27 protein-coding genes and 1 pseudogene are annotated in these 24,807 nt (G+C 65.3%); 15 read left to right on the top strand and 13 right to left on the bottom strand.

Translation table 11 applies throughout. The features are described from left to right. The first annotated feature begins 253 nt into the window (after window positions 1-253). Window positions 254-1,060 carry an inositol monophosphatase family protein gene (locus LAQ74_RS06550; protein ID WP_224336288.1) on the top strand — a complete coding sequence of 269 codons (807 nt, stop codon included), beginning with the start codon at window positions 254-256 and terminating at the stop codon, window positions 1,058-1,060. A gap of 16 nt (window positions 1,061-1,076) precedes the next feature. On the opposite strand, the gene trxA is transcribed toward LAQ74_RS06550, so the two are convergent. Together trxA and LAQ74_RS06560 are read right to left on the bottom strand one after the other, a co-directional pair. Further along, window positions 1,077-1,415: a thioredoxin gene (gene trxA, locus LAQ74_RS06555; RefSeq protein ID WP_224336292.1), complete on the bottom strand. Its 339-nt coding sequence runs from the start codon at window positions 1,413-1,415 to the stop codon at window positions 1,077-1,079. A gap of 67 nt (window positions 1,416-1,482) precedes the next feature. Then, complete coding sequence (locus LAQ74_RS06560) at window positions 1,483-2,145, bottom strand: 2,5-diamino-6-(ribosylamino)-4(3H)-pyrimidinone 5'-phosphate reductase (protein WP_224336295.1); 663 nt, start codon at window positions 2,143-2,145, stop codon at window positions 1,483-1,485. A 147-nt stretch (window positions 2,146-2,292) separates the two neighbouring features. On the opposite strand from LAQ74_RS06560, the gene LAQ74_RS06565 reads away from it, so the two are divergent. Next, window positions 2,293-3,318 carry a glycosyltransferase family 4 protein gene (locus LAQ74_RS06565; RefSeq protein ID WP_224337169.1) on the top strand — a complete coding sequence of 342 codons (1,026 nt, stop codon included), beginning with the start codon at window positions 2,293-2,295 and terminating at the stop codon, window positions 3,316-3,318. A gap of 24 nt (window positions 3,319-3,342) precedes the next feature. On the opposite strand, the gene LAQ74_RS06570 is transcribed toward LAQ74_RS06565, so the two are convergent. After that, on the bottom strand, window positions 3,343-3,693 hold the full coding sequence (locus LAQ74_RS06570; protein WP_224336296.1) for a DUF7510 family protein: 351 nt from the start codon (window positions 3,691-3,693) through the stop codon (window positions 3,343-3,345). A 116-nt stretch (window positions 3,694-3,809) separates the two neighbouring features. On the opposite strand from LAQ74_RS06570, the gene LAQ74_RS06575 reads away from it, so the two are divergent. From LAQ74_RS06575 to LAQ74_RS06585, 3 genes are read left to right on the top strand one after another with little or no spacing between them, the layout of a single operon-like run. Next, a complete protein-coding gene (locus LAQ74_RS06575; RefSeq protein WP_224336298.1) occupies window positions 3,810-5,117 on the top strand; it encodes a Single-stranded DNA binding protein in 1,308 nt (435 codons plus the stop codon). Further along, complete coding sequence (locus tag LAQ74_RS06580; protein WP_224336300.1) at window positions 5,114-6,886, top strand: hypothetical protein; 1,773 nt, start codon at window positions 5,114-5,116, stop codon at window positions 6,884-6,886. The genes LAQ74_RS06575 and LAQ74_RS06580 overlap by 4 nt, the downstream gene beginning before the upstream one ends. Then, window positions 6,886-7,677: a metallophosphoesterase gene (locus LAQ74_RS06585; RefSeq protein ID WP_224336302.1), complete on the top strand. Its 792-nt coding sequence runs from the start codon at window positions 6,886-6,888 to the stop codon at window positions 7,675-7,677. Before LAQ74_RS06580 ends, LAQ74_RS06585 begins: the two co-directional genes overlap by 1 nt. A 10-nt stretch (window positions 7,678-7,687) precedes the next feature. Here LAQ74_RS06585 and LAQ74_RS06590 read toward each other — a convergent pair whose 3' ends face one another. Then, entirely contained in the window at window positions 7,688-7,942 is a 255-nt protein-coding gene (locus LAQ74_RS06590; RefSeq protein WP_224336304.1) for a hypothetical protein, read from the bottom strand. A gap of 138 nt (window positions 7,943-8,080) precedes the next feature. On the opposite strand from LAQ74_RS06590, the gene LAQ74_RS06595 reads away from it, so the two are divergent. Together LAQ74_RS06595 and LAQ74_RS06600 are read left to right on the top strand one after the other, a co-directional pair. Then, window positions 8,081-10,948: a DEAD/DEAH box helicase gene (locus LAQ74_RS06595; RefSeq protein ID WP_224336306.1), complete on the top strand. Its 2,868-nt coding sequence runs from the start codon at window positions 8,081-8,083 to the stop codon at window positions 10,946-10,948. Window positions 10,949-10,997: 49 nt separating this feature from the next. Continuing rightward, complete coding sequence (locus tag LAQ74_RS06600) at window positions 10,998-11,522, top strand: DUF8108 domain-containing protein (RefSeq protein WP_224336308.1); 525 nt, start codon at window positions 10,998-11,000, stop codon at window positions 11,520-11,522. A 79-nt stretch (window positions 11,523-11,601) separates the two neighbouring features. Here LAQ74_RS06600 and LAQ74_RS06605 read toward each other — a convergent pair whose 3' ends face one another. Further along, window positions 11,602-11,985: a DUF7522 family protein gene (locus LAQ74_RS06605; protein WP_224336310.1), complete on the bottom strand. Its 384-nt coding sequence runs from the start codon at window positions 11,983-11,985 to the stop codon at window positions 11,602-11,604. A 122-nt stretch (window positions 11,986-12,107) separates the two neighbouring features. On the opposite strand from LAQ74_RS06605, the gene LAQ74_RS06610 reads away from it, so the two are divergent. Together LAQ74_RS06610 and LAQ74_RS06615 are read left to right on the top strand one after the other, a co-directional pair. Continuing rightward, window positions 12,108-12,245 carry a hypothetical protein gene (locus LAQ74_RS06610; RefSeq protein WP_224336312.1) on the top strand — a complete coding sequence of 46 codons (138 nt, stop codon included), beginning with the start codon at window positions 12,108-12,110 and terminating at the stop codon, window positions 12,243-12,245. Window positions 12,246-12,362: 117 nt separating this feature from the next. Then, window positions 12,363-13,496 carry an acyltransferase family protein gene (locus LAQ74_RS06615; protein ID WP_224336314.1) on the top strand — a complete coding sequence of 378 codons (1,134 nt, stop codon included), beginning with the start codon at window positions 12,363-12,365 and terminating at the stop codon, window positions 13,494-13,496. A 35-nt stretch (window positions 13,497-13,531) separates the two neighbouring features. Here LAQ74_RS06615 and LAQ74_RS06620 read toward each other — a convergent pair whose 3' ends face one another. Next, the gene (locus tag LAQ74_RS06620) at window positions 13,532-15,757 is read right to left on the bottom strand and encodes an AAA family ATPase (protein WP_224336316.1); all 2,226 of its coding nucleotides are present in this window, start codon (window positions 15,755-15,757) and stop codon (window positions 13,532-13,534) included. A gap of 133 nt (window positions 15,758-15,890) precedes the next feature. Between LAQ74_RS06620 and LAQ74_RS20335 the strand changes: the two genes are divergently transcribed. Continuing rightward, a complete protein-coding gene (locus LAQ74_RS20335; protein ID WP_255647774.1) occupies window positions 15,891-16,025 on the top strand; it encodes a DUF7128 family protein in 135 nt (44 codons plus the stop codon). An 11-nt stretch (window positions 16,026-16,036) separates the two neighbouring features. On the opposite strand, the gene LAQ74_RS06625 is transcribed toward LAQ74_RS20335, so the two are convergent. Then, entirely contained in the window at window positions 16,037-16,468 is a 432-nt protein-coding gene (locus LAQ74_RS06625) for a DUF5796 family protein (protein WP_224336318.1), read from the bottom strand. Window positions 16,469-16,597: 129 nt separating this feature from the next. Here LAQ74_RS06625 and LAQ74_RS06630 point away from each other — a divergent pair, with 129 nt between their 5' ends. From LAQ74_RS06630 to LAQ74_RS06640, 3 genes are all read left to right on the top strand, one after another. Beyond that, entirely contained in the window at window positions 16,598-17,512 is a 915-nt protein-coding gene (locus LAQ74_RS06630; RefSeq protein ID WP_224336320.1) for a shikimate kinase, read from the top strand. Continuing rightward, complete coding sequence (locus LAQ74_RS06635; RefSeq protein ID WP_224336322.1) at window positions 17,505-17,822, top strand: chorismate mutase; 318 nt, start codon at window positions 17,505-17,507, stop codon at window positions 17,820-17,822. The genes LAQ74_RS06630 and LAQ74_RS06635 overlap by 8 nt, the downstream gene beginning before the upstream one ends. A 271-nt stretch (window positions 17,823-18,093) precedes the next feature. Then, window positions 18,094-18,828: an alpha/beta fold hydrolase gene (locus LAQ74_RS06640; protein ID WP_224337172.1), complete on the top strand. Its 735-nt coding sequence runs from the start codon at window positions 18,094-18,096 to the stop codon at window positions 18,826-18,828. Between the two features lie 360 nt (window positions 18,829-19,188). Here the strand turns inward: LAQ74_RS06640 and LAQ74_RS06645 are convergent. From LAQ74_RS06645 to LAQ74_RS06670, 6 genes and pseudogenes are all read right to left on the bottom strand, one after another. Next, window positions 19,189-20,183 (bottom strand): annotated as a pseudogene (locus tag LAQ74_RS06645) (arsenic resistance protein). 283 nt (window positions 20,184-20,466) lie between these two features. Continuing rightward, complete coding sequence (locus tag LAQ74_RS06650) at window positions 20,467-21,003, bottom strand: hypothetical protein (protein ID WP_224336324.1); 537 nt, start codon at window positions 21,001-21,003, stop codon at window positions 20,467-20,469. A 34-nt stretch (window positions 21,004-21,037) separates the two neighbouring features. Continuing rightward, the gene (locus LAQ74_RS06655) at window positions 21,038-21,250 is read right to left on the bottom strand and encodes a DUF1059 domain-containing protein (RefSeq protein ID WP_224336325.1); all 213 of its coding nucleotides are present in this window, start codon (window positions 21,248-21,250) and stop codon (window positions 21,038-21,040) included. Window positions 21,251-21,422: 172 nt separating this feature from the next. After that, a complete protein-coding gene (locus LAQ74_RS06660; protein ID WP_224336326.1) occupies window positions 21,423-22,232 on the bottom strand; it encodes a helix-turn-helix transcriptional regulator in 810 nt (269 codons plus the stop codon). A gap of 41 nt (window positions 22,233-22,273) precedes the next feature. Beyond that, the gene (locus LAQ74_RS06665; protein ID WP_224336327.1) at window positions 22,274-22,726 is read right to left on the bottom strand and encodes a VOC family protein; all 453 of its coding nucleotides are present in this window, start codon (window positions 22,724-22,726) and stop codon (window positions 22,274-22,276) included. Between the two features lie 64 nt (window positions 22,727-22,790). Further along, entirely contained in the window at window positions 22,791-23,471 is a 681-nt protein-coding gene (locus tag LAQ74_RS06670; protein ID WP_224336328.1) for a carbonic anhydrase, read from the bottom strand. Between LAQ74_RS06670 and LAQ74_RS06675 the strand changes: the two genes are divergently transcribed. Beyond that, window positions 23,466-23,624: a hypothetical protein gene (locus LAQ74_RS06675; protein WP_224336329.1), complete on the top strand. Its 159-nt coding sequence runs from the start codon at window positions 23,466-23,468 to the stop codon at window positions 23,622-23,624. The two genes, LAQ74_RS06670 and LAQ74_RS06675, sit on opposite strands and share 6 nt — an antisense overlap. Before the next feature lie 24 nt (window positions 23,625-23,648). After that, the gene (locus LAQ74_RS06680; protein WP_224336330.1) at window positions 23,649-24,725 is read left to right on the top strand and encodes an aminotransferase class I/II-fold pyridoxal phosphate-dependent enzyme; all 1,077 of its coding nucleotides are present in this window, start codon (window positions 23,649-23,651) and stop codon (window positions 24,723-24,725) included. Window positions 24,726-24,807: the final 82 nt, after the last annotated feature.

Consider the following 24,807-nt stretch of genomic DNA (forward strand, 5'->3'; position numbering starts at 1 on the left):
TGACTAACGTGGTCGCAGAACAATCCCGTCATCGGGAACGACACGGATACCTATGCGCTGTTCTCGCATCGTGCAGTTCGAGATGGAGCAGCGGACGTACCACGTCGTCTGTCGCGACTACCGAACCGAATACCTCACCGCAAGCGAATCGATGGCATCGAAACTATCCGACGAACACAGCACTCGCTCGGGCCACCGCGTCACGCTCCGAAAAATCGCGTAACCCTTTCCGTATCGCTGCCGACGGGGAGACATGGACGACCTCGAAGCGCGCGAACGGCTAGTCGTCGACGTCGCGCACGACGGCGGCGAACTCGCACTCGACTCGTTTCGCCGGGAGCTATCGGTCGAGACGAAAGCAGGACCGATGGACGCCGTCACGCAAGTCGACCGAGACGTACAGCGACGTATCGTCGATCGAATCGCCGAGCGGTTTCCCGAAGACGGCATCGTCGGCGAGGAGGACGGCGCGGCGAAACGCGTTCCCGAAACCGGAATCGCGTGGATCATCGACCCCATCGACGGGACGAACAACTACGTCGCCGGCGACAGACGGTGGGCGACGAGCGTCGCACTCGTCGAGGACGGCGAGCCACGGGCCGCGGCGAACTATCTCCCGGCGACGAACGATAGTTACGTCGCGACTCCGGACGGAGTGTTGCGGAACGACGACTCGATGAGCGTGAGCGACACTACGGACCTGAAAACGTTTACTGTCGACCCCGTATTCGGTCTGAGCGCCCCCGAGCGTCGCGAACTCGCTCGGGTCTCGGAGACCATCGTCACGGAGTTCGGCGACTTGCGTCGCGTTGGAAGCGGCCAGACGACGCTGTCGATGGTCGCCAGCAGCGAGTTGGACGCGGCGGTGTCGACGGTCGAACTCTCTCCTTGGGACACGATTGCGGGTGTGCATCTCGTCCGACGAGGAGGTGGGACGGTAACAGATTTGACCGGCGAGCGGTGGCGACACGACTCCGAGGGACTACTGGCCTCCAACGGAACTGCGCACGACGAACTCGTTGAGGCGTTCGGAACGTACGGGGGGACCGAGCGGACGTAGCAGTACGAGTAGCGGGTTAGGAAGAGAGCTGTGAAACTAGCGACTCGAGCGCCGACTTCTCCTGAACGCCGACGACGCGTTCGGCCGCCTCGCCGTTCGCGTAGAACTCCAGCGTCGGGACGCTCCGCACTCCTGCGGACTGAGCGAGTTGCTGGTGTTCGTCGATGTCGAGTTTCGCGACGATGGCCTCGGTCTCGGCGGCCAGTTCTTCGAGCGTCGGTTCGAGCATCTTACACGGACCACACCAGTCGGCGTAGTAGTCGACGATGACGACGTCGTTCTCTGCGAGGATGGATTCGAGATGGGATTCGCCCTCGACGTATACTGGCTTCTCGCTACTTGTTGGCGTGCTCATGTACGTTTGGTTAGTCGGTCAGCACTCATAAGGGTTGAGCAGTTTGTCACCACTGCTGCACCACCGATCACGACACCGAATACCGAAGCAACACGCCGTCGTCGACGCGTTCGACGGAGTCGAGCGAGAGCGCGGGGTACTCCTCGACGAACCCCTCGCCGTCCGCGAGCGTCGGCGCGTCGCGGCCGCCGATGATCTTCGACCCGACGTAGATGGAGAGTTCGTCGACGAGCGCCGCCTCGAACAGCGAGAAGATGAGTTCGCCGCCGCCTTCGACCATGAGTCGGTCAACACCTTCGGCTTCGAGCGACTCGAACGCCGCCGAGAGGTCGACTCGGCTCTCGCCCGCGACGACGATAGTCGCACCGCGAGCACGCAACTCGTCGAGACGGTCCGTCGACGCCGATTCGGAGACGAGTAGGTACGTGACCGCTTCGTCGTCGAGAACCCGGGCGTCGAGCGGTGTGCGTGCGCTGGAGTCGGCGACGACGCGGGCGGGGGTCTCCGGGCGGCCGTTCTCGCGTCGCTCGATCCGTCGGCGGTCGGCGTCAAGTGTGAGATGGGGGTCGTCGGCGAGCACCGTTCCGACGCCGACCATCACGGCGTCGCTCTCGGCGCGGAGGTGGTCGACGCGCTCGAAGTCGTCCTCACCGCTGATGACGACCTGCTCGCGCCGCCGTGAGGAGAGTTTACCGTCGGCGCTCGTCGCTGCGTTGACCACCACGTGCATGTCCGAGGACTGGTCGGCCGACGGGATGCTCCTTTCGGTACTCGCGTCGGTAACCGTTCAGAACTCCTCGGAGTACCGACACGGGGTTTCCAGCAAAACACTAAGTATCGTCTCCGAGAATCGTGTACAATGCCACCACGCGTTCTCATGTTGGGATGGGGTTTCCCGCCGAACGTCGCCGGCGGTCTGGACACGCACGTCGGCGCGCTGTTTGATGGGCTCGAAGAGACGGACATCGAGGTTGAACTGATGCTCCCGGCAGAGTACGCCCCCGAGGGCCGCGAGAACATCGTCGGCGTACCGACGGGCGACGGCGACATCGTCACGCGGATCGGCCGCATCAGCAAGCGATTCGCCGAGCGCGCACCCGAGTTCGACATCGTCCACACCCACGACTGGTTCGGCTACGGCCCAGCGTCGCGCGCGAAACAGCAGGCTGACGTGACGTGGGTGACGACGTTCCACTCGCTCTCGTCGGACCGCAACATCGACCCGCCGCAGCGCGAACTGGAGACCGAACGCCGCGTCACCGACCGCTCGGACCACCTCCTCTCTGTGAGCCATCTCCTCGCAGGGAATCTAAAAGAGGAGTACGGTGGCGAGTCGACAGTCATCCACAACGGCTTTTCGACGCCCGACACCACCGGCCGCGACTACAAGGCGGAGTTGGGAATCGAGGGGCCGATGCTGTTGTACGTCGGCCGCCACACCGACCAGAAAGGCATCGCACACCTGCTGTACGCCATCAAGAAGCTCCGGGACTCCGAGGTGACGCTCGTCGTCGGTGGGAAAGGCCACCTGACCGACCAACTGAAGCGGTTCGCCGAACTGCTCGGCGTCGAAGACCAGGTGAACTTCGTCGGCTACGTTCCCGAGGAGGCGCTCGGCGACTACTACGCGTCGGCCGACGTGTTCGTCTCGCCGTCGCTGGCCGAACCGTTCGGTATCACTATCACCGAGGCGCTGGAAGTGGGGACCCACGTCGTCGCTACAGACTGCGGCGTCGCCGAGATTCTCCCCGACGACTGTCTCGTCGAAGTCGACCCGGACTCGGACTCCATCGCCGACGGCATCGAGGAGGCGCTCTCGCGCGACGAACCGCCGCAGTACGAGCGCCGTGGCTGGGACGAAGTCGTCGAGGAGACGGCGGACTACTATCGAAAACTCGCCTGAGCTGTCGCCGAACCGCTCGGACGGTCAGTCGTCGCCGCGGTAGAGTTCGACGTGCGTGACGGGGTCGGGATGCAGAATCCGTATCCCGTCTGCGGTCATCGAGACGCCCTTCTTTTTCGGTGCACTGCTGCGCTGGTATGGACTGTCATCGGAACTCTGGTACGGACTGTCGCTGTCGGCACTCGACTGGTACGGACTGTCGCGCGACTGATACGGACTGTCGTCCCGTCGCGATCGGTCGAACCCCTCCGGCGGCAGGTAGATTCGTTCTGCCGACTCCGAACGGACGACGACGGCGATAGCTCGGTCGCCGACCACGTCGATGGTCGTCTCGCCGTCCTCGTCGATCTGTGTCTCGAACGCGAACTCGTCCATGCGCAACAGTCTCAGTGACGTTACTTAGGCGTTTGTCCGGTCGCCGACCACGTCGATGGTCGTCTCGCGCCCGCGCGTGCAACGCTTTTTAACACAGCGGGTCGAAACTCTTTCCGATGCAAGTAGACGACCATGCCGAGGAGCTCGCCTCCGCTCTCGGCGTCGACAAAGAGGAGGTCACACGCGACTTGGAGAACCTGCTGCAGTACAGCGTCCCCATCGAGGAAGCCAAACAGAGCGTCCGCCGGAAGTACGGCGGGAGCGGCGGTGGCGGCGCGACCCCGACCTCGAAGAGCGTCGCCGACATCACTCCCGAGGACGGGAGCGTGACAGTAACTGCGAAGGTGCTCACCGTCGGGACGCGCTCGATTCGCTATCAGGGCAAAGACCAGACGATTCGAGAGGGTGAACTCGCCGACGAGTCCGGAAAAATCTCGTACACCGCATGGACCGACTTCGGCTTCGAGGCCGGAGACACCATCACTATCGGCAACGCGAACGTCCGCGAGTGGGACGGACGACCCGAACTGAACCTCGGCGAGAGCAGCAGCGTCGCCGTCGCCTCCGAGTCGATTGCAACCGACTACGAGGTCGGCGGCGACTCGACGCTCCTCGACCTCGAACCGGGCGACCGCGGCCGCAACGTCGAGGTGCAAGTCCTCGAAGTCGAAGAGCGAACGATCGACGGACGCGACGGCGAGACCGAGATTCTCTCGGGCGTCCTCGCCGACGAGTCTGCTCGGCTGCCCTTCACCGACTGGAACCCTCGCGCGGAGGTCACAGAGGGCGCGAACCTCCGCATCGAAGATGTGTACATCCGCGAGTTCCGCGGCGTCCCCTCCGTGAACCTCTCGGAGTTCACCACCGTCACCGAACTCGCCGACCCGGTCGAGGTCAGAGACGCCGCACCGCGGATGCGAATCGACGAGGCCGTCGACGCCGGCGGGATGTTCGACGTCGAACTCGTCGGCAACGTCATCGCCGTCCGCGACGGCTCCGGCCTCATCGAGCGCTGTCCGGAGTGCGGCCGTGTCGTCCAGAACGGGCAGTGCCGCAGCCACGGTAACGTCGACGGCGAGGACGACCTTCGCGTGAAGGCGATTCTCGACGACGGCACCGATACGGTGACTGTCGTCCTCGACGCCGAGGCGACGAGCGAAGTGTACGGCGGCGGCATCGAAGACGCGAAACAGGCCGCCCGAGACGCGATGGACAAGGAGGTCGTCGCCGACGACATCCGCGAGAAGCTCGTCGGCCTCGAACACCGCGTCCGCGGCAACCTCTCGGTCGACGAGTACGGCGCGAACCTCGACGCCAGTGAGTTCGAGGAGACCGACGACGACCCGACCGAACGTGCCAGAAGCGTCCTCGCGGACCTCACGGCCGCCGACTCCTCGACCGCGAACGAGGAGGTGGCGCGATGAGCGCCGACGCGCCGGGTCGACGTGAAGTCGCCTACCGCCTGTTCGCCGCCGAGTACGACGACGCCTCGCTGTCGTACTCCGAGAGCGACGAGGAACGAGCACCGAACTACGTCGTCACGCCAACGGGCGCGCGAGTCAACCGCCTGTTCGCCGTCGGCGTGCTGACCGAGGTCGAACAGGTCAACGAGGACGTGCTCCGCGGCCGCGTCGCCGACCCGACGGGCGCGTTCGTCACCTACGCCGGGCAGTACCAACCGGAGGCGATGGCCTTCATCGACCGGACGACGCCGCCGGCGTTCGTCGCGCTCACGGGGAAAGCCAGAACGTTCGAACCTGAAGACTCCGACCGCGTGTTCACCTCGGTTCGCCCCGAGAGCGTCAACGCCGTCGACGCCGACACGCGCGACCGCTGGGTCGTCTCGACAGCCGAGGCGACGCTCCGCCGCGTCGCCGCCTTCGACGCGGCGCTCGCCGACGACCGACGCGGCGACGACCTCGAACGCGCGCTGCTCGAGGCGGGTGTCGACGAGACGCTCGCCGCGGGCGTCCCGCGCGCCATCGACCACTACGGAACGACGACGGCGTATCTCGAAGCCGTTCGACAGTTGGCCGTCGACGCGCTCGAACTCGTCGCGGGCGACCGCGACGAGGTCCGACCGCTGACCGTCGACCCTTCGGAGGGCGAACCGACCGAACTCGGTCCGCTCCCCGCGGACGTGGAGCGACCCGACCTCTCGGTCGTTGCCGTCGAAACGTCGGAGTCGACGCCCTCCGACGTCGCCGAATCCGAAGGTACCGAGTCCACGGAACCCGCAGAGACCGTCGAAGCGACCGCCGGGACCGAGTCGGGCACCGAAGCCGACGCCGGCACCGAGACCGCCTCGACGGAGTTGACGGAGACGACCGACCCGGTCGCCGAGGGGTCGACCGCCGCGGGGTCCACCGAGTCGATGGTCGACGAGTCGCCCGCGGACACCGCCGCCGAACCCGCCGAAGCGGTCGCCCCCGACAGACAGGAGACGACGGCCGCCTCGACGGAAACCGAACCGGCGGAGACCGATCCCGACTCCGCCGACGCCGACGCCGATGGGGAATCCGAGACGACCGAGGAGACCGAACCCGACAGCGCAGGCGGCCTCGGTGACTTCGACGACACGTCGAGCGACCTCGACGAATCGGCCGAAGGTACAGAGGTGTCCGACGAATCTGAGAGCGACGAAAACGACCTCGGTGACTTCGACGACGGCATGTACGAACTCGACGAGAAGGAGCGCCAAGAGGTCGAATCGGAGTTCGGCACCGAGTTCACGAGCGGCGCGGAGGTCGACGACCCCGGCGAGGCCGACATCGACGTCCAGACCGACGAGAGAGCGTCAGAGGACGTCGAAGAACCCGTCGCTGCCGAAACGAGCGCCACCGGTTCGACCGAATCGGTCGTCGACGAGACGGCCGAGGAAACGGACGACGTCGCCGCCGAACCCGCGGAGGCCGCCGCACCGGAGACGGACGACGTCTCCACCGACGCCGACGACACGGACGACGAAGCCGACGACGCGACCGAACCGCTGGACGAAGCGGACCTGAAAGCCGCGGCCGTCGACGCCATGTCCGAGTTGGACGACGGCGACGGCGCCGAACGTGAGAAAGTCGTCGCCGCCGTGGTCGACGAGTACGGTGCCGACCCCGGCGACGTCGAGGACGCGATTCAGGACGCGCTGATGAGCGGGCAGTGTTACGAACCCGCCGACGGGAAGCTGAAAGCCATCTGATGGCGCGACCCGCGGTCGAACCCGTGCCGGGCGAACCGGCGGCGACTGCCGACCTCGGCGACGAACGGGCGCTCGTCGTCGCCGATTACCACGCCGGTATCGAGGCCGGACTCCGCTACGAGCGCGGCGTCGAACTCGCGAGCAACGCCGACGCCCGCCGCGAGCGACTGCTCTCGCTTCTCGACCGCACCGAGTCGGAGAGGGTGGTCATCCTCGGCGACATCGGCCACCGCATCGGCGACCCGAAAGGTGAAGAGCGCGAGGAACTGGAGGCGCTGTTCGACGCCCTCGACACTCGCGGCGTGCCGCTGACGCTCGTCACCGGCAACCACGACGGTGGCGTCGCCGACGCCTTCGCCGAGCGAATCGACGCGACGCCCGGTGACGGCGTGCGGATGGGAGATGTCGGCTTTCTCCACGGTCACACGTGGCCGAATCGGGAGGTGCTCGGTGCCGAGACGATTTGCATGGGCCACGAACACGTCACCGTGAAACTGCAGGATACCGTGGGTGGGAGTCGCGTCGAACCCGCGTGGCTCCGCGGTCCGCTTCGCCGCGAAGCGTTCGCCGAACGCCTCGGCGTCGAAGGTGGCCGCTCCGAGGAGTTCGACGAACTCGACTGGGCCGACCCGGAACTCGTCGTCTTCCCGGTGTTCAACGAGCGCTCCGGCGGGACGTGGGTGAACGTCGAGGGACAGGCGTTCCTCTCGCCGTTTCTGCCGGAGGGGTTGGAGTCCGGTGAACTGTACCTGCTGGACGGGACCCGACTGGGCGACTATCGGTCGGTGTGAGCGAGCGCAACTAGAGAACTCCGAGCACCGTGCCGGCCGCGAACAGGAGCGCCGACCCGACGATTAGCTCGAAGTACGGCGTTCGCTCCATCTGCTTCATCGAATCGTCGTATCTGAACAGAACCACCGCGAACAGTCCGGCACCGATGAGGAGAGACACCCACCCGAAGGGGCTTCCTCCCCTCGTCGTCTCGGCTATTCCACGCGCGAAGACGCTCGTGGCGTAAATCCCGATCGCAACTCGCACGATTCGACTGCGGTCCATCGTCGAAGACGACACGCGGCCGCAGTATAAACTGCCCGACAGTATCGGCGTGGTTCGATGGCCCCCAAACGAGGACACGAACACCCGAAGACCGCCACAAGCGCAGGCCTTAACCCCCTCGCACCGCTAATCTCGTCAATGTCTGAGTCGGAGGCCGCGACGGGGGTTCGGGCCTTCACCGCGCTCGGCGACGCCGTGCGCGAGGCCCTCTCCGAACGCGGCTTCACCACGCCGACGGAGCCGCAGCGCCGGGCGATCCCGCCGCTTTCCGCCGGGAAGAACGCGCTCGTCATCGCGCCCACCGGGACTGGCAAGACCGAGACGGCGATGCTGCCCGTCTTCGATTCGATCGTCGAACACGACGAGAAACCGTTCGGCATCTCCGCGCTGTACGTCACCCCGCTGCGGGCGCTCAACCGCGACATGCGCGAGCGCCTCGACTGGTGGGGCGAGACGCTGGGTCTCGACATCCAGGTCCGCCACGGCGACACGACGCAGTACCAGCGCGGCAAACAGGCCGACGACCCGCCGGACGTGTTGGTGACGACGCCCGAGACGCTGCAGGCGATGCTGACGGGCAAGAAGCTCCGAAATGCGCTCTCGGACGTCGAGCACGTCGTGGTCGACGAGGTCCACGAACTCGCCTCCTCGAAACGCGGCGCGCAGCTGACCGTCGGCCTCGAACGACTCCGCGAGGTCGCGGGGCCGTTCCAGCGAATCGGCCTCTCGGCGACCGTCGGGTCGCCCGAGGAGGTCGCGAAGTTCCTCGTCGGCGTCGGACCGTCGACGGAGCGAGGCGACCGCGACTTCGAAATCGTCGAAGTCGACGTGGGGAGCAAAGTCGAGTTTACGGTAACCCATCCGGAGGTGACGCCCGAAGACGAGCGTCTCGCGGGCAAACTCGCAACCGACACCGAGATCGCGAGTCACGTCCGGACGATTCGTGATCTGGTCGCAGCGCACGAGTCGACGCTCGTCTTCGTCAACACTCGCCAGACGGCGGAGGCGCTCGGTTCGCGGTTCAAGACGCTCGGCGAGAACATCGGCGTCCACCACGGGTCGCTCTCGAAAGAGGCCCGAATCGACGTCGAAGACCGGTTCAAAGCCGGCGATATCGACGGACTCATCTGCACGTCGTCGATGGAACTCGGCATCGACGTGGGCCGCGTCGACCACGTCGTCCAGTACGGCAGCCCCCGCGAGGTCGCCCGCCTGCTCCAGCGCGTCGGGCGTGCCGGCCACCGCCGCGACGCGGTCTCCCGAGGGACGATCGTCACAAGCGACCCCGACGACACGTTCGAGGCGCTGGCCATCGCCCGCCGCGCCCGCGACGGCGAGGTCGAACCCGCCGAGATTCACCACGGCAGTCTCGACGTGCTGGCAAACCAGATAGTGGGAGTCGTGATGGACACCGGTGAAGTGAGCGCCCGCGGCGCGTACGAACTCGTCCGTCGGGCGTACCCCTTCCGCGACCTGGAGGAAGAGCAGTTTCGCGAGGTGGTCCGCGAACTGTCGGGCAACCGCCTGCTGTGGGTCGACGAGGAGAAGGACCTGCTGGAGAAGTCGGGCGGCACGTGGCAGTACTTCTACGCGAACCTCTCGATGATTCCCGACCAGGAGACGTACGAGGTCCACGACATGAGCTCCCGAAAACAGATCGGGACGCTCGACGAACGGTTCGTCGTCAACTTCGCGCAACCCGGCGAGGTGTTCATCCAGCGCGGCGAGATGTGGCGCATCAACGACATCGACGACGAGGAGACCCGCGTGAACGTCGCCCCCATCGAGAACCCAGCGGGCGAGGTGCCGTCGTGGACCGGCCGCGAGATTCCGGTACCGATGGCCGTCGCCCAGGAGGTCGGCGAGATGCGCAACGTCGCGGGACCGCAGTTCGAATCGGGGGCGTCAGTCGAGTCGGTCGCCCGCGACTTCCTTGGTCGCTATCCGACGGACGAACACACAATCACGGAGGCGATGACGCTGCTCGACCGCCACGCGGAGACGGGCGAACCGCTGCCGACGGCCGACCGCATCGTCGTCGAGGGCCAGGGTCGAACCGTCGTCGTCAACGCCTGTTTCGGCCACCAGGTCAACGAAACGCTCGGGCGACTGCTGTCTGCGCTCGTCGGCCAGCGAACCGGGTCGTCGGTCGGAATGGAGGTCAACCCATATCGCATCGAGTTCGAGGTGCCCCCGAAGGTCCGCGCACCCGACTTCGTCGAGGTACTGGAGTCGACCGATCCGGACCACGTCGAGGGGCTGCTGGAACTGGCTTTGAAGAACTCCGACGGCCTGAAGTTCACGCTCGCGCAGGTCGCCGCGAAGTTCGGCGCGCTCAAGCGGTACCAGGGGACCAACCGCTTCGGCGCGGACCGCCTGCTCGCGGCGCTCGAAGACACTCCCGTCTACGACGAGGCGGTCAGAGAGGTGTTCCACCGCGATTTGGACGTTCAGGGCGCGGTCGAGGTGCTCCGCCGCATCGAATCGGGCGAGGTCGAAGTCGCCGTCGCCCGCGAGCGGACGCCCATCGGCGTCGCCGGGCGGTCGAGCGGCCGCGAGTTCCTCGTCCCCGAGAACGCCGACGCGAGCGTCATCGAGGCGATTCGAGAGCGCATCCGCAACGACCGCGTCATCCTCTTCTGTCTGCACTGCACCGGGTGGCAGCGCAAGACGAAAGTTCGCCGCGTCGCCGACCAACCGGAGTGTCCCGAGTGCGGGTCGACGCGCGTCGCCTCGCTGAACCCGTGGGCCGACGAAGTCGTGAAAGCGGTTCGCTCGAACGAGAAAGACGACGGACAGGAGAAGATGACCCGGCGGGCGTACAAGTCGGCGAACCTCGTCCAGAGCCACGGCAAACGCGCCGTCGTCGCGATGGCCGCCCGCGGCGTCGGCCCGCACAACGCCGCGCGTATCATCGCCAAACTCCGCGAGGACGAGGACGATTTCTACCGCGACATCCTCGCCCAGGAGCGACAGTACGCCCGGACGCAGTCGTTCTGGGACTGAGTTAATCGGTGCGGAGTCTTTTTCAGCCGACATATCCTCCTCCGAGTTGATGTCCGACGGCCCCTCCATCGTCACGCTCGCCGACGACATCGCCGCCATCGCGAACGGTATCGCCGGGTGGTTGCTCGTCGGTCTCGGCGTGTTCGGATTTCTCGCGGTCGAGAGCGCCGTACTCGGGAACTCTGGGCTCTCGACGAACCCGTTCGTGGTGGCACTCGTCCTCGCGTTCTCGGCAGCGTTCGTCACGTTCGGCGTGTTCGTCAACCCCCGCTTTCGTCGCCGACTGAACCGTCGCCACGCCGTCGACCGATTCGGCACCGTTCGCACCGTCGACAACCGCGTCGTCCACGCCGACGAGAACTGCCGCGAGCGGTGCGTCGTCTGCGGCCCGCGGGTCGAGCGCGGACTCTTTCGGCGACTCCGCTCGGAGTACGTCGTCGCCGGGGTACCGGTGTACACTGAATCGGAGTCGTTCAACCACTACTGTCGGTCGTGCGCGCTCTCGGAACTCCGCGGTGGCGACCCGGACGCGCAGACGCGCGAGGAGACGGCGGAGACGCTACTCGAACGCTGAGCGCGCGGCCTCGGACCCGACGAGGCGCGAGTCCGAGTGCGCCCCGGCGGTCGGCGGATCCGGCGGGTACACCCCGGGTTCACGTCCAGTCTTCGAGGACCGGTTCGACGGCCGCGGCCAGCGACTGGAAGTCTTTCATCGTGATGCCGTCGGTCGTGATGAACACGCCCGTGTCCTCGGTCGTGATCCTGACGAGAAACCCGTTGTCGAAGACGCGAATCGTGTACCGGTACTCGCCCAACTCGGAGTTGTGATAGGCGTCCTGCGTCGTCTTGAAGTCGTGCCACTCGTTGCCGATGAAGGAACTCAGGTCGGCGTCCTGTTCCAGGTCGCTGCGGAGGTACACTTGCTCGTAGTCGAACCGGCTGAAGTACGTCACCGACCGGAGGCTGTCGCCGACGGCGGTTCGGCACGTCGTCGTGAGTCTGTCCCGCGCTTTCTCGGTGAGCAAGCCGTCACTCATACCCCCTCTGTGACAGCCACTCACAAATAAGCGACGACGGCCGCGATCGGCGTACTCGCCCCGCGTGAGTCGGTACCGAAGCTCGTTACGGATTTATTACGTGTGACCGTGTGTGACGAACTGTGACGGAGCACGATTCGAGGTCTGCGACGTCTCCCGGCCGACTCGCCGACGCCGTCGTCGGAACGCCGTGGCGTGTCGCCGACGTTCGTCGTCGCGGTGACGGCGCGCACTACAGAGTCGTCCTCGAGACGCGGTGAGAAACGCCTCGCCTCCCGTGATTCCCACTCTCACCCCTCGAAACCGCCGGAGCGCACAGTCGTCCGTCATCTCGCGGCCAGAATCCTGAAACCGCTCCACGCCGAACACAGTCGTCGATGGGTGACCGCCTCCACAGCGTGGACACGCTCCGCGCCGTCGCGATGTTCTTCATCGTCGTCGCGCACGTCCAGCCGTTCCGGGGTTTCGGAACGTACGGCAACCACGTCTACTTCGCGTTGGACACGATCGGTCAGTTCGACGTTCCGTTCTTCTTCGCGGCCTCCGGCTACTTCCTCGCAAAGTCGATGGACGCCGACAGCGCGGAATCGTACGTGAAGGGCGCGGGTCGGAAGCTGGGATCGCTGTATCTGTTCGGCATACTGCTTTACCTCGCAGCGACGGCTCTCGTCGCGCTGCTGCAGGGCGTCGATGTCGTGAACGCGTTGTTGGCGCGCCGACTCGGCGACCCTTCGCTAGTGGGCTTTCTGTACTACGGGGACACCATCGGCGTCCCGCTGTGGTTCCTGACTGCGCTGTTCTTCTCCATCTGTTTCGTCGCCCTCTTCGTCAGGTTCGAGAAGACCCGTTACCTGCTGCCCGTCGCCGCTCTCTTCCACGTCGTCGGACTCGTCGGGACGAACCTGCAGATGCTCGTCGAGATACCGTTCGAGACGCGCGACGCTCTCTTCTTCGGCTTCTTCTACGTCGCGCTCGGCTACCGACTCAGTGCGAGCGACTGGACGCCGAGCGAGGACCGGAGCCGCCTCTATCTCGGTGTGGTCTGTCTCCTCGTCGTACTCCAACTCGCCGAACAGTACGCCATCGGCTATCTCCTCCGCGACGCCACGCTCAGCCAGGCAATCATCTCGACGGAGTACACGCTCTCGACGGTTTTCTTCGTGTTCGCCCTCTTCGCGTACGGCCTCTCGAAGCCGGGGTTGGGCAAGCGGACGGTGCTCCCGAGAATCGGTCGGCACGCCGTGGGAATCTATCTCGTGCACGTCCCGCTGTATCGGATCATCCAAGCGGTGAACCGAATCTGGGGTCCGGCAGTCGGGATCGACTTCTCGGCGACACTCCTCTGGCAGCTAGCCATCACCCCGCTCGTCTACACGCTCTCGCTGGGCGTCTATCTCCTCATGGCGAGGGCGGGCGTCATCGAACTCGGCGGGAGCCACTTCCCGTGGCTCGCTCGTCTCCGCGCGCAGATCACGTCGCTCGTCTCGACCCGCGGTTCGGAGACGAACTGAGTCGGCCGGGCCAGGATACGTAACCGCGACGCCGACTACCGCATCGTCGGTTCGACCGTCTCCAGCGCCGCGTCGAAGTGCGCCTCGGTAACGAGCACCTCGTCTGCGTGCTCGTTCGCCTCCTCGCCCTCGTAGCGCTCGGCCACGTCCCGAATTGCGAGCAGCGTCGCCTCCCGGCAGACCGCAGCGATATCCGCGCCGGTGAACCCGTCCATCCGCGAGACGACGTCGTCGAGGTCCACCTCGTCGGCGAGCGGTTTGTCGCGGACGTGGACGTCGAGGATCGCGCGGCGACCCGCCTCGTCGGGTGCGGGCACTTCGACGTGCGACTCCAGTCGGCCCGGGCGCAGCAGCGCCGGGTCGAGCGAGTCGCGGCGGTTCGTCGCCGACAGCACGACCAAGTTGGGGTTGTCGCTGAGGCGGTCGAGTTCGGTCAACAGTTGCGAGACGACGCGCTCGCCGACGCCGGAGTCGCCGCCGGACATGTCGCGGTCGCCGGCGATGGCGTCTATCTCGTCGAAGAAGACGATGGCCGGGGCGGCCTGTCTGGCCCGCTCGAACACTTCTCGGACCGATTTCTCGCTCTCGCCGACGTATCTGTCCAGCAACTCCGGCCCGGCGACGTGGATGAAGTTGACGCCGCTCTCGCCGGCGATGGCTCGCGCGAGAAGCGTCTTCCCTGTGCCAGGTGGGCCGTACAGGAGCACACCCGACGGCGGCGCGGTGTTCGCAGCCTCGAACAGCGGGGCGTAGGTGAGCGGCCACGTCACCGCGCGTTCGAGCACGTCCTTCGCCTCGTCGAGGCCGCCGACGTTCTCGAACGTCGTCGTCGGCGTCTCGGCGACGTACTCGCGCATCGCGCTCGGGTCGACGGCGGCCATCGCCCCTTCGAAGTCCGCGCGGGTGATTTCGAGGTCGTCGAGCGCGACGGGGTCCGTCCCCTCCCGCGAACGCCGTAGTGCGATCATCGCCGCCTCCTTGCCGAGCGATTCGAGGTCCGCACCGACGAAGCCGTGGGTACGCGACGCGATCCGGTCGAGGTCCACATCGTCCGAGAGCGGCATGTTCCGCGTGTGGACGTCGAGGATCTCGCGCCGTCCCGTCTCGCCGGGGACGCCGATCTCTATCTCGCGGTCGAAGCGACCGCCGCGGCGGAGCGCGGGGTCCAAGTCGTCGACGCGGTTGGTCGCGCCGATGACGATGACCTCGCCTCTGGCTTCGAGGCCGTCCATCAGCGAGAGCAACTGACCGACGATGCGGTCCTCCACGTCACCCCCTTCGTCGCGCTTGGGGGCGATAGAGTCTATCTCGTCGAAGAAGACGATCGCGGGTGCGTTGTCGCGGGCCGCCTCGAACGTCTCGCGGAGACGCTCCTCGGACTCGCCCTTGTACTTCGACATAATCTCGGGTCCGGAGATGGTGACGAAGTGCGCGTCCACCTCGTTGGCGACGGCCTTCGCGATGAGCGTCTTGCCGGTGCCCGGCGGTCCGTAGAGGAGGACTCCTTTCGGCGGTTCGACGCCGAGGCGGGTGAACACCTCCGGCTCGGAGAGGGGGAGCTCTATCATCTCGCGAACGAGTTCGAGTTCCTCGTCGAGGCCGCCGATGTCCTCGTAGTTGATGCCGGTCGCCGGCTTCGCGGGGGCGGGGCCGGCGCTTGCGCCGGACCCGGACTCGGCACCAGCGTCACCGGTGGCGTCGTCGGCCGTTCGCGCTCCGTCTCGCCCGGAAGGGCGGAAGACGCGGCTCCCGCTCTCGTCGCTCGCAACCTCGACGTGGACTCTCGTCGAGTCGGCGATGCGAACGGTGCCGTCGGGGTTCGTCTCGCTGACGACGAACGGCGCGTCGCCGAGTTGTTCGACGTGGACCTGCTCGCCTTGGAGGAGGGGGCGGTCCAACAGCGCGCGTTTGAGGATGCGTTGGAGGAGGTCCTCGTCGTCGGTGCCGACGCTCGCGGCGGCAGTGATGGTCACCGAGCGGGCCGTCTCGACGGCGACCTTCCGCACGCGGACGGTCTCGCCGACTTTCGCGCCGGCGTTGGTGCGGGTGTCGGCGTCGACCTGGACGGTGCCGGCGGGGGCGGTCGGACCGGCGGGCCACACTTTTGCGACCGTCTCACGTTCGCCTTCGATGACGACGGTGTCGCCGCTAAGAACACCGAGTGTCCGTCGAGCGGAGTCAGGGAGGCGGGCGATACCACGGCCGGCGTCGCGCTTTTCGGCGGCACGGACCGTGAGTTCGATGCCCGAGTCGTCGCTCATGTCACCGCCTTTGCAGTGACGGTTCTTTACCCTTCCTGACGGGTGGTCGGCGACCGCAGGCCGGCCGACCCCGCTCTCGGCTGCGACCCGCTGCCGGGTAACGCATTTGTCGGTTGCTATCCTCTCTCGTAGTATGGTCGCCACGACAGAACGCGACGATATGACGTGGTTCGAGTGCGAGGAGTGCGGACTCCTTTTCGAGAACGAGACGGACGCCGAACAACACGAATCGGGGTGCGACGCCGAGGACCCATCGTACCTGCAGTAAATCGCCGCGGATTACGCCTCGGACACCAACTCGACGCTCTCTTCGCCCCAGTCGTCCTCGACGAAGACGAAGACGCGCCCGCGCGCCACCTCCGGGTCGGCCTCGACTTCGGTTCGCATCCCGCCGACTCGGCGGACGACGACGCCCGGAAACACCTCCTCCGCCTCGCCGTCGCCGAGGATGATGCGCCCGACGCCGCTGTCGTCGAGGATGTCGTCGTGCGTCTTCAGGTCGTTGACGTACATCATCACGCCCTCCGTCTCCGTGGGGTCGGTGACGAGGACGTGCGTCTCCTTTCCGGGTCCAGTACGGAGCGGTCCGCTGTGCTTCCGTGGGACGCCGCGGTACAGCGTCTTGCGACCGTCGAGATACTCCACCTCGACACCGATGTCGAGGAGTTCGACGCCGAGGGTGCTCGGGGCGACGTCGTTGCGCGCGCTCATACCCAAGGTAGAGACGGCGGTGGGAAAAACGTCGCGTCTCGACGATGCGGACGTTGGATGGTGACGGCGAATAGCAGCGAAATCGGCACGGACCGCCACACCTAATGTGGCGCGTCGCCGCCTCCCGCTATGCACGGCCGCGCGTCCGCCCTCGGGGCGGCAACCGTCTTGAACGCGCTCGCGACCGGCGTCGGGTCGGCGTTCGCCATCGACGTCGAGACGCGCGCGTCCGTCGAACTCGACGACTCGGGCGCCGTCCGCGGCGACGTCGCGGAGGACCCGGACGCAGACACGCGACTCGTCGAACGCTGCGTCGAACGCTGCGTCGAACGCTTCGGCGACGGCGAAGGTGGCGTCGTCCACACCGAAAGCGACGTACCGATGGCTGCCGGACTCAAGAGTTCCAGCGCCGCCGCCAACGCCACGGTGTTGGCGACGCTGTCGGCGCTCGGCGTCGACGTCGTCGACGGGGAGGGTGACTCGACGCCGGTCGCGAGCGACACGATGGACGGCGACGGTTCGGCGATTACCCGACTCGACGCTTGCCGAATCGGCGTCGCAGCCGCCCGCGACGCGGGCGTGACGGTAACCGGTGCGTTCGACGACGCCTCCGCGAGCATGCTTGGCGGCGTCACCGTCACGGATAACCGCGAGGACGAACTACTCCTCCGGGACGAAGTCGACTGGACCGTCCTCGTCTGGACGCCGCCGGAGCGCGCGTACAGCGCCGACGCCGACACCGACCGCTGTACGCGAATCGCGCCCGTCGCCGAGACGGTAGCGGACCTCGCGCTCGCGGGTCGGTACACCGAGGCGATGACCGTCAACGGGTTCGCCTTCTCGGCGGCGCTCGGTTTCTCGGCCGAACCGGCGATGGAAGCGCTCCCCGACGCCGCTGGCGTCTCGCTGTCGGGAACCGGGCCGAGCGTCGTCGCCGTCGGCGACGCGGAGGCACTCGACGCCGTCCGAGCACAGTGGGACGGCAGAGCGGGAACGACGTTTTCGACCGAAACACGAACTGACGGAGCACGTATCCATGACTGACGAACTCACAGAGACGGACCAGCACCGACTGCGACCTGACGAGATGAGCCTCGACGAACTCCGCGAGGAGATAGAGGATATCGACCGCGAACTCGTCGAACTCATCGCGCGGCGAACGTACGTCGCCGACACCATCGCACAGGTGAAAGCCGAACGAGACCTGCCGACGACCGACGAAGCCCAAGAGGACAAGGTGATGGAGCGTGCGGGCGAGAACGCCGAGACGTTCGAGGTAGATGCCAATTTGGTGAAGGCGATTTTCCGGCTGCTCATCGAACTGAACAAGGTGGAACAAAGGGAGAGTAGATAGCCGAATTGAGGGGTTCCAGGGACTGTATTGCTAGTCTGGTTGCTGATTTTTCCGAAAGCTGCTCTCTCGTTCCTCGGTCGGTGAACGATATCACAGTTCTATAGGCGCCACGGACACTAACTCGAAGCGGGACCTTGCGGTGACTGCGGAATACAGAGGATGTGTTTGTCACGAACTGTTATCGATACGGAGCCCGTCGTTCGAAGGTATGCCATACGTCTAGTGCAACGGGGCCGACCTCTATTACGAAGACCGTGGCGAGGGCGAGCCGATCCTATTCCTCCATGGCGTCTTGCACGGTCTCCGGTTCTTCGAGCCGCAGTTGGCTGGGCTCTCGGACGACTATCGGGTGATCGCGTTTGATTTCAGAGGACATGGCCGGTCGGAGAAGACCGAGCTCGGCCACACGGTCCCCCAATATGCGCGGGATCTCCACGCGTTCATCGAACGGCAAGACCTCGAAGACGTTGTCGTCGTCGGTTGGTCAATGGGCGCATTCGTCTCCTGGGACTACGTGGATCAGTTCGGCACCGACCGGATTCGAGGATTGGTCGATGTCGACATCGAAGCCACCCGGTTTCGGTGGGACGACTACGACTACGGGCTCGCCGAGTTAGACGACATTCAGAGCCTGCTCGAACTGGCCCAGTCCGACCAGCTCGGCCTGGTCGAACGGTTCACAGAACAGGTCTTCGCCGACCCCACAGCCGAGACGAGAACCTTACAGACCGACGAAATCACCAGGACGCCACCACCAATCCAGAGCGCTATCCTGTTCGACACGCACACCCGTGACTACCGCGCCGTCCTCCCCGAGATAGACGTCCCCATGCTGGTCTGTGCTGGTACCGCCGAGACCAGAGGCTCGATCGATGCCGTTCGAAACGTCGCAGAACTCGTTCCCAACGCGAAAGTGGAACACTTCGAGGCTAGTGGCCACTGTCCCCCGTACGAGGAGCCCGAGCGGTTCAATCGGGTTGTCGGCCAGTTTGTAAACGCACTGTGACCGATACGCGCTGTGTATCCAGCATCGTTGTAGAAAGATATCACCGTTTGAGGGTGTCAACGGAGCCCGGCACATACCATCGTAGGTGCGATCGCCGGTCGGTTGACGGGCGTTTCTGCGGGTAGTTCGCGGCGGACCGCTAACCGCTGTACTCTCTCGTTTATATGCGGTGTCGAGCAATTGTCCCTCTCGGTCGTATTCGGGGATTCAGATCCGAAGGCCGATTCTCTTTTATTCGAATACATTTCGTATGTTAACTGCCTGAACACAGTTGAACGACGCCAGTCTCGATAATCCGGTCGACATCGAAGACGAACGACGCGTTATCCACGCCGACGCTTGCTGAACAGGCGAAGATGACTAGTCGCCGGACTGAACGGTTCGACTCGGCGTCCACGTTCCGGGGACGAGCCACGTCGGGACGACTCGCGTGAGGACAACCATCCCGATCAGTTCGACGAGCGTCTGCGTCACGACGACGGCCGGAGCCAGTCGGTAGCCTGTCGGAAGCGCGAGTGCAAGCGGCAGGACGACCAGCGAGTTACGAGTGACCGACGTGAAGACGAGTGCCCTGCTCTCGCCGGCGTCCATCCGAAGAAGCCCCGCCGCGACTCGTCCGAGTATCGGCATGAGGACGAGGAATGCGACGTACATCGGAACGACGACGGCAATCTGCTCGATGGAACTCTGTACCCGGGGGAGTTGCGACGCGATGGCGACGAGCAGCGTCGCGCCCATCATCGGAACCGGTAACCATTCCGTCGTCTCCTGCCACGCTTCACCGCTCGACGACCGTTCCGCCCATACTTCGGTGAGTCACGCGAGCGTCAGGGGAAGCGCGATGAGTATCAGGAACGCCTCAACGAACGGTCCTGGCTCGATGACCTCCGCAACCTCCGCGCCCATGAACAGCCACAGATACAGCGGGAGTAACAGCAGTTGGACGAGCATCAGCGCGGGCGTGGTCGCCGTGATTTGCTCGGCGTCGCCGCCTGCGAGTTCCGTGAAGGTGATGACGTAGTCGATACACGGTGTCAAAAGGACCATGAGTGCCCCCACGAGGATGGCTGGTTGGTGGGGGAGAAACCGAGTGAGTCCCAGACGACCACAGGGACGACGAGGAAGTTCATCCCCAACGCCGCCGCGATGAACCGTCCGTTCCGAAACGCGCGACGGAGGCGAACGAACGGGATTTCGAGGAACGTGACGTAGAGCAGGACGACCAGCACCGGGTCGATGAGTCGCTCGAAGAATGGAGCCGAGTTCGGACGACCGACTCAGACACCAACGGCGAGGAGAACGAATATCGCATAGACGACGACTTGATGCCGCTGGAGCCATCTCTGCGGATTCATCTATCACCCAGTTCGTGGGCCGGTGGTAAACTCTCGTTGTTCTACCCCCACATGAATTCCTGCTCAGCGTGAGCGAGGATCGAACGAGTCGTCTCTTCTCAGAGTGGCGTTTACCTCCGGGGGCGTCTCGGGGGTCTGCCAGCCGCTTCCGTGGGTTATTGGGGTGACCACGACCCACGTTTTCGTCAGGTCGGGGGTGAGTCGGAGTGATTCTGACGGGTGAAGTTGGTCGTCGATGCGGACGTCGCCATCTCGGCGCTCATCGCGAAAAATCGCGTGGAGTTCAGGCCATCTCCTCGTCGGGTTCGACCTGAGGGGGTTCGGACTGTATTCCCCGGTACGCGAGGATAGCGCCCACTACGAACACTATCGACGCGAGGTAGATCGGCCCCAGATGCGTCACCCAGTTGTGGCTGAAGAGATCCATGTAGTGCATCGGTAGCGCGAGCGCCAGACCGAGCACGGCGGCGACGACCGCCGTCGCCCACGCCCACACGAGACCGGAGCGAACGCCGTACCACGCTAAGGCGGCGATGGCGATTCCGGTGGTGATGATGAACGCCGCGGTGGCGACGTGGAGGTGGTTGATGTAGTGCATGATGGCAGGGTTGACGGCGTCGAGTTGCGCCGGCGTGACGCCGTTGAGCGTCTCGACGCCGAGTTCGAAACCCGACCCGAAGAACGTTCTCACGAGGAAAACGACGCCGTAGCCGACGAAGCCGACGCCCGCGAGCGCCATCAGCAGCGACCCGGTCCGCGCTCCGCGGCCGGGTTCGTAGTCGGTTCTGTGCTGTTCGGCGGTTGCTTGGTCTACGTTCATACTTCGATAGGTCGTTCGTCGAGTCCGTACCGAATCAGACTGCGACTTCGTTGACGTGCCGTGATTCGATTTCGTCGAGGCTGTACTCTTTTCCGTGCTGTTCTCTCACGTGGTCGCGCGTGATCTGCAGCAGCCGATCCCTGTCGTCTGCCTCGGTCCGCATCATGAAGACGCAGCCGGACACTTCGGTATCGCACGCTACTTGTAAGGCTGTCGTCGGTTTCTCCGTTTGTTGTTCGTCGCTCATCGGTCGTCTTGCCTCCCGGCAGGGGAGAGTACAGGGTAGAGGCAGATGTAGGCATCTAGTGATATTCGCGCACCGCGCGACCGGATTGCAGACGATGCACGAATGGTCACTCGCTGCGCGCGAGCGTTCGCCGGAGGAGAAACGGGCCAGTCGAAGTCGACCGGCGTCTCTGTCACCCGACGGGCGCTTCGAGCGCGAGCGGGCGGGCTTCGCGTCGGTAGGACTCGAACGTGGCCTCCGCCCACTGGCGCGCCTCCGGCGCGTCGGTGTCGAGCAACACTCGAACGATTCCGCAGTCCTCGTCACAACAACTGATGGCGATTCGGTCGTCGAACAGGCTGACACCGTAGGGCGGCAAATCGTCGTGCAACCGGACAGAGAGGTTGCCGCTGTCGAGCGAAACGCTGCAGTGGTCTCGGTATGTCGAGAAGATGTACGCGGCGACAGTCGGCGGGTCGATTATCTCGGTCCGCATCTCGTCGACGATACGCCGCCGGAGTTCGTCTTTACAGGGTTCGAGTAGGGCGACGTCGTATCCGGCGAACCGAAACCGGTCGGTCTCCCGGAGCAACGAGACGAATCGGTTCACCGGACGGTACGGCGCATCGGCGTCGGCGACCGTGACGGTCGCGGCGGCGACCATGTCGAGGGTGAACCCGCTCGCCTCGTCCGGGAGCCACTGCCAGGCCCCGCGGAGCTTTCGCTCCGTCTCGAACCGTTCGAGCAGGTCGCCCATCGCCGCAGCGACGTACTCGCCCAACTGCGTCGCCTCGTACAGATCACCGTTCCGCCGAATCCAGTTTCGTTCCTCGAAGGCGCGCAACGCCCGCCCGACCGTCGACGACGACGCCTCGGTCGCCGATTTGATGTCGGCTCTGCTCATCGGACCCTCACTTATCGCATCGAGCGCGGCGACGCGGTGTTCCGACCTCGCGAGGAACTCCACGTCGTCGAGCGCGCCCTCCGTGCCACAGTATCGCATGGTCAATCTAGGCGAAGGCCCGATATAGCTGTTCGGACCGTTCAGAGCCCGATCCAGCGTCCGGTGCGTTCGCCGGTACTCGCCGCATCGTACCCCTCAACGACCTCCCAGGTCACGCCGTACGCGTTGCCGAAGACGAGCGAGCGATCCGACGACCCGAGAACCGTGCAGTCGAACTCGTCGAGACGACCTTCCAACGAACTCAATTCGGTCGCCGACACGCTCACGCCGATGTGCGAGAGCGCTCCCTCCCGAGTGACGGCGTCCGCGCGTTCGAGTGCCAGTTCGAATCCGTCGCGCCGGAGGTAGCTCAACCCCAGGTCGACGCCGGCAGCCTCGGCGTCCTCCCAGTTCGCGTCCGGCGGTAGCGTCCGCCACTCGCCCCCTACTTCGGCCTCTCGGAAGGCGATTGAGAGGCCGAACAGCCCGCTATAGTACGACTCGGCTTCTCGCAAGCGCTCCACGCGTAGCGCGACGTGCGTGAGACCATCCATGGTGGGGTGTCGAGAATCGAGCGGATAACCGTTCTGCCGTCTCGCTCACCGCGTCGACAGTCGTTCAGTACTCCCAGAGACGTTCGACGCGCGAGGCGAGCTCCGGATGCGCCGCTCGCAGCGTCTCGACGCTCGTTTCGCCGCCGACGTTGACGACGTGTACTTCCCCGCGTCGGTCCGAGTAGACGTCCTGAAAGTCGTAGACGACGCCGACGATTTCGACGCGCTCCGGCACGTCGTCGCTCTCGACGAGGAACTCGACCTGTCTGTCGACGTTGTACTCGACGAGCCGATTTATCGCTTCGTCGCGGTCGACATCCCCGGGGAGCGCGCCGACACCGGATTCGAGGCGCGGTTTCAGCATATCGAGGCAGTATTCGATGCCGGGAGCGTCGGAGACACCGTCGGTCAGCGCGTCGTACGTCGCCGTGACCGCGCCGCACCCGGTGTGGCCGACGACGACCGCGAGTTCGGTCCCGGTGTGCGCGATGGGATAGAGCACGTCGCCGGAGACCACCTCTCCAGCGTCGGTCCGCTGAACGACGCGGTTGCCGATGTTGCTGCACGTGAAGATGTGGCCGGGTTCTTCGTTGCCCCAGATGTGGTCCTGCAGAACGCGGGAGTCCGAGCAACAGACGGTGACTGCTTCGGGGTGTTGGGAGTCCTGGACGTCGGAGAACGCCGAGCCGAAGGCGTCCGCGTGCTCGGCGTTGTGCTTCAGCAGTTCGAGAAACGTCTCGTGCATACCGACCGTACGGCCGACCCCTCGAAATTTCTCCGAGAACCGGTCAATATTGCCGTCGGTGTCGTCGTTCGCGGGGCGGGTCGTTCGGCCATCGAACTCCGGGGCGCGGACGCCGGGACGCCGGGCCGTCGAACTACCTACCAGAACACGTAACATCGGTCTCCCCATCACCTCGGTATGGAACTCCCCCCCTTCGAGTTGGAGCGGTGGCTCGACGAGTACGAACCGAGCGCGGATCTGATGCTCGCCGAGAGCGGCGTCCGAAGCCTTCCGGTGGAGCGGTTCGACCTCGACGTCGGCGAGTTGGGCTACGTCATCCCCACCGACGGCGACCCGCAGTTCCGAGCCGACATCGCCGAGCGGTACGGCAGAAGCGCCGACGAAGTCGTCCTCACGTGTGGAACGCAGGAAGCGGACTTTCTGACGTTCATGGCCCTGTTGGACGACGGTGACCACGCGGTCGTCGTCGCGCCGACGTACCAGTCGCTCGAGAGCGTCCCCGAATCAGTTGGGTCGGTGACGACGGTGCGAACCGAGCCACCGAACTGGGGCCTCTCCGTCGATGCCGTCGCCGACGCGGTACAGCCCGAGACCCGACTCGTGGTACTGACGAACCCGAGCAACCCGACGGGTACGTATCTCGGACCGGAGACGATGGCGGCCCTCTACGACCTCGTGGCCGACAACGACGCCTATCTGCTCGTCGACGAGGTGTATCGGATGCTCGCCGACGACCCCCATCCCCCTGCCGCGGCGCTCGGTCCGCGGGCGATTTCGACCGCTGGCGTCTCGAAGTCGTACGGCCTCGCCGGTGCGCGACTCGGGTGGGTCGTCGCCCACCCCGAACTCGCCGACACAGTCCGCAAATGGAAAGATTACACGACCATCTCGCCGCCGATGCTCGGCCAGCATATCGCCAAGCAGGCGCTCGGCGAAAAAGAAGACGAAATACTCCGTGAGAACCGCAAGCACGCAAAGGCGAACCGTGACCGTGTGGCGGCGTTCGTCGACGAGTACGAGTTGGAGTGGTCCGAACCGGTCGGCGTCAACGCGTTCCCGACGGTTCCCGACGGGTTCGAGTCGGGCAAGGAGTTCTGTCGGTCGGTGTTCGACGCCGAGAGCGTCGTTCTCGCGCCCGGCGACGTGTTCGGTTACCCCGACCGCTTCCGACTCGGCTTCGGACTGCACACCGACGAACTGGTGGAGGGGCTCGAACGCGTAGGTCGGCACATCGAGAGCGTCCGAGACGACTGAGCCGGGTCGTCTTCGAAGCGCTCCCGAGTGACCCGCTGGTTCGCCCGGTTCGCTCCTCTCGCTCGTCTCGTCCGCGCGTTCC

The sequence above is a fragment of the Haloprofundus halobius genome (assembly GCF_020097835.1).
Lineage (GTDB): Archaea > Halobacteriota > Halobacteria > Halobacteriales > Haloferacaceae > Haloprofundus > Haloprofundus halobius.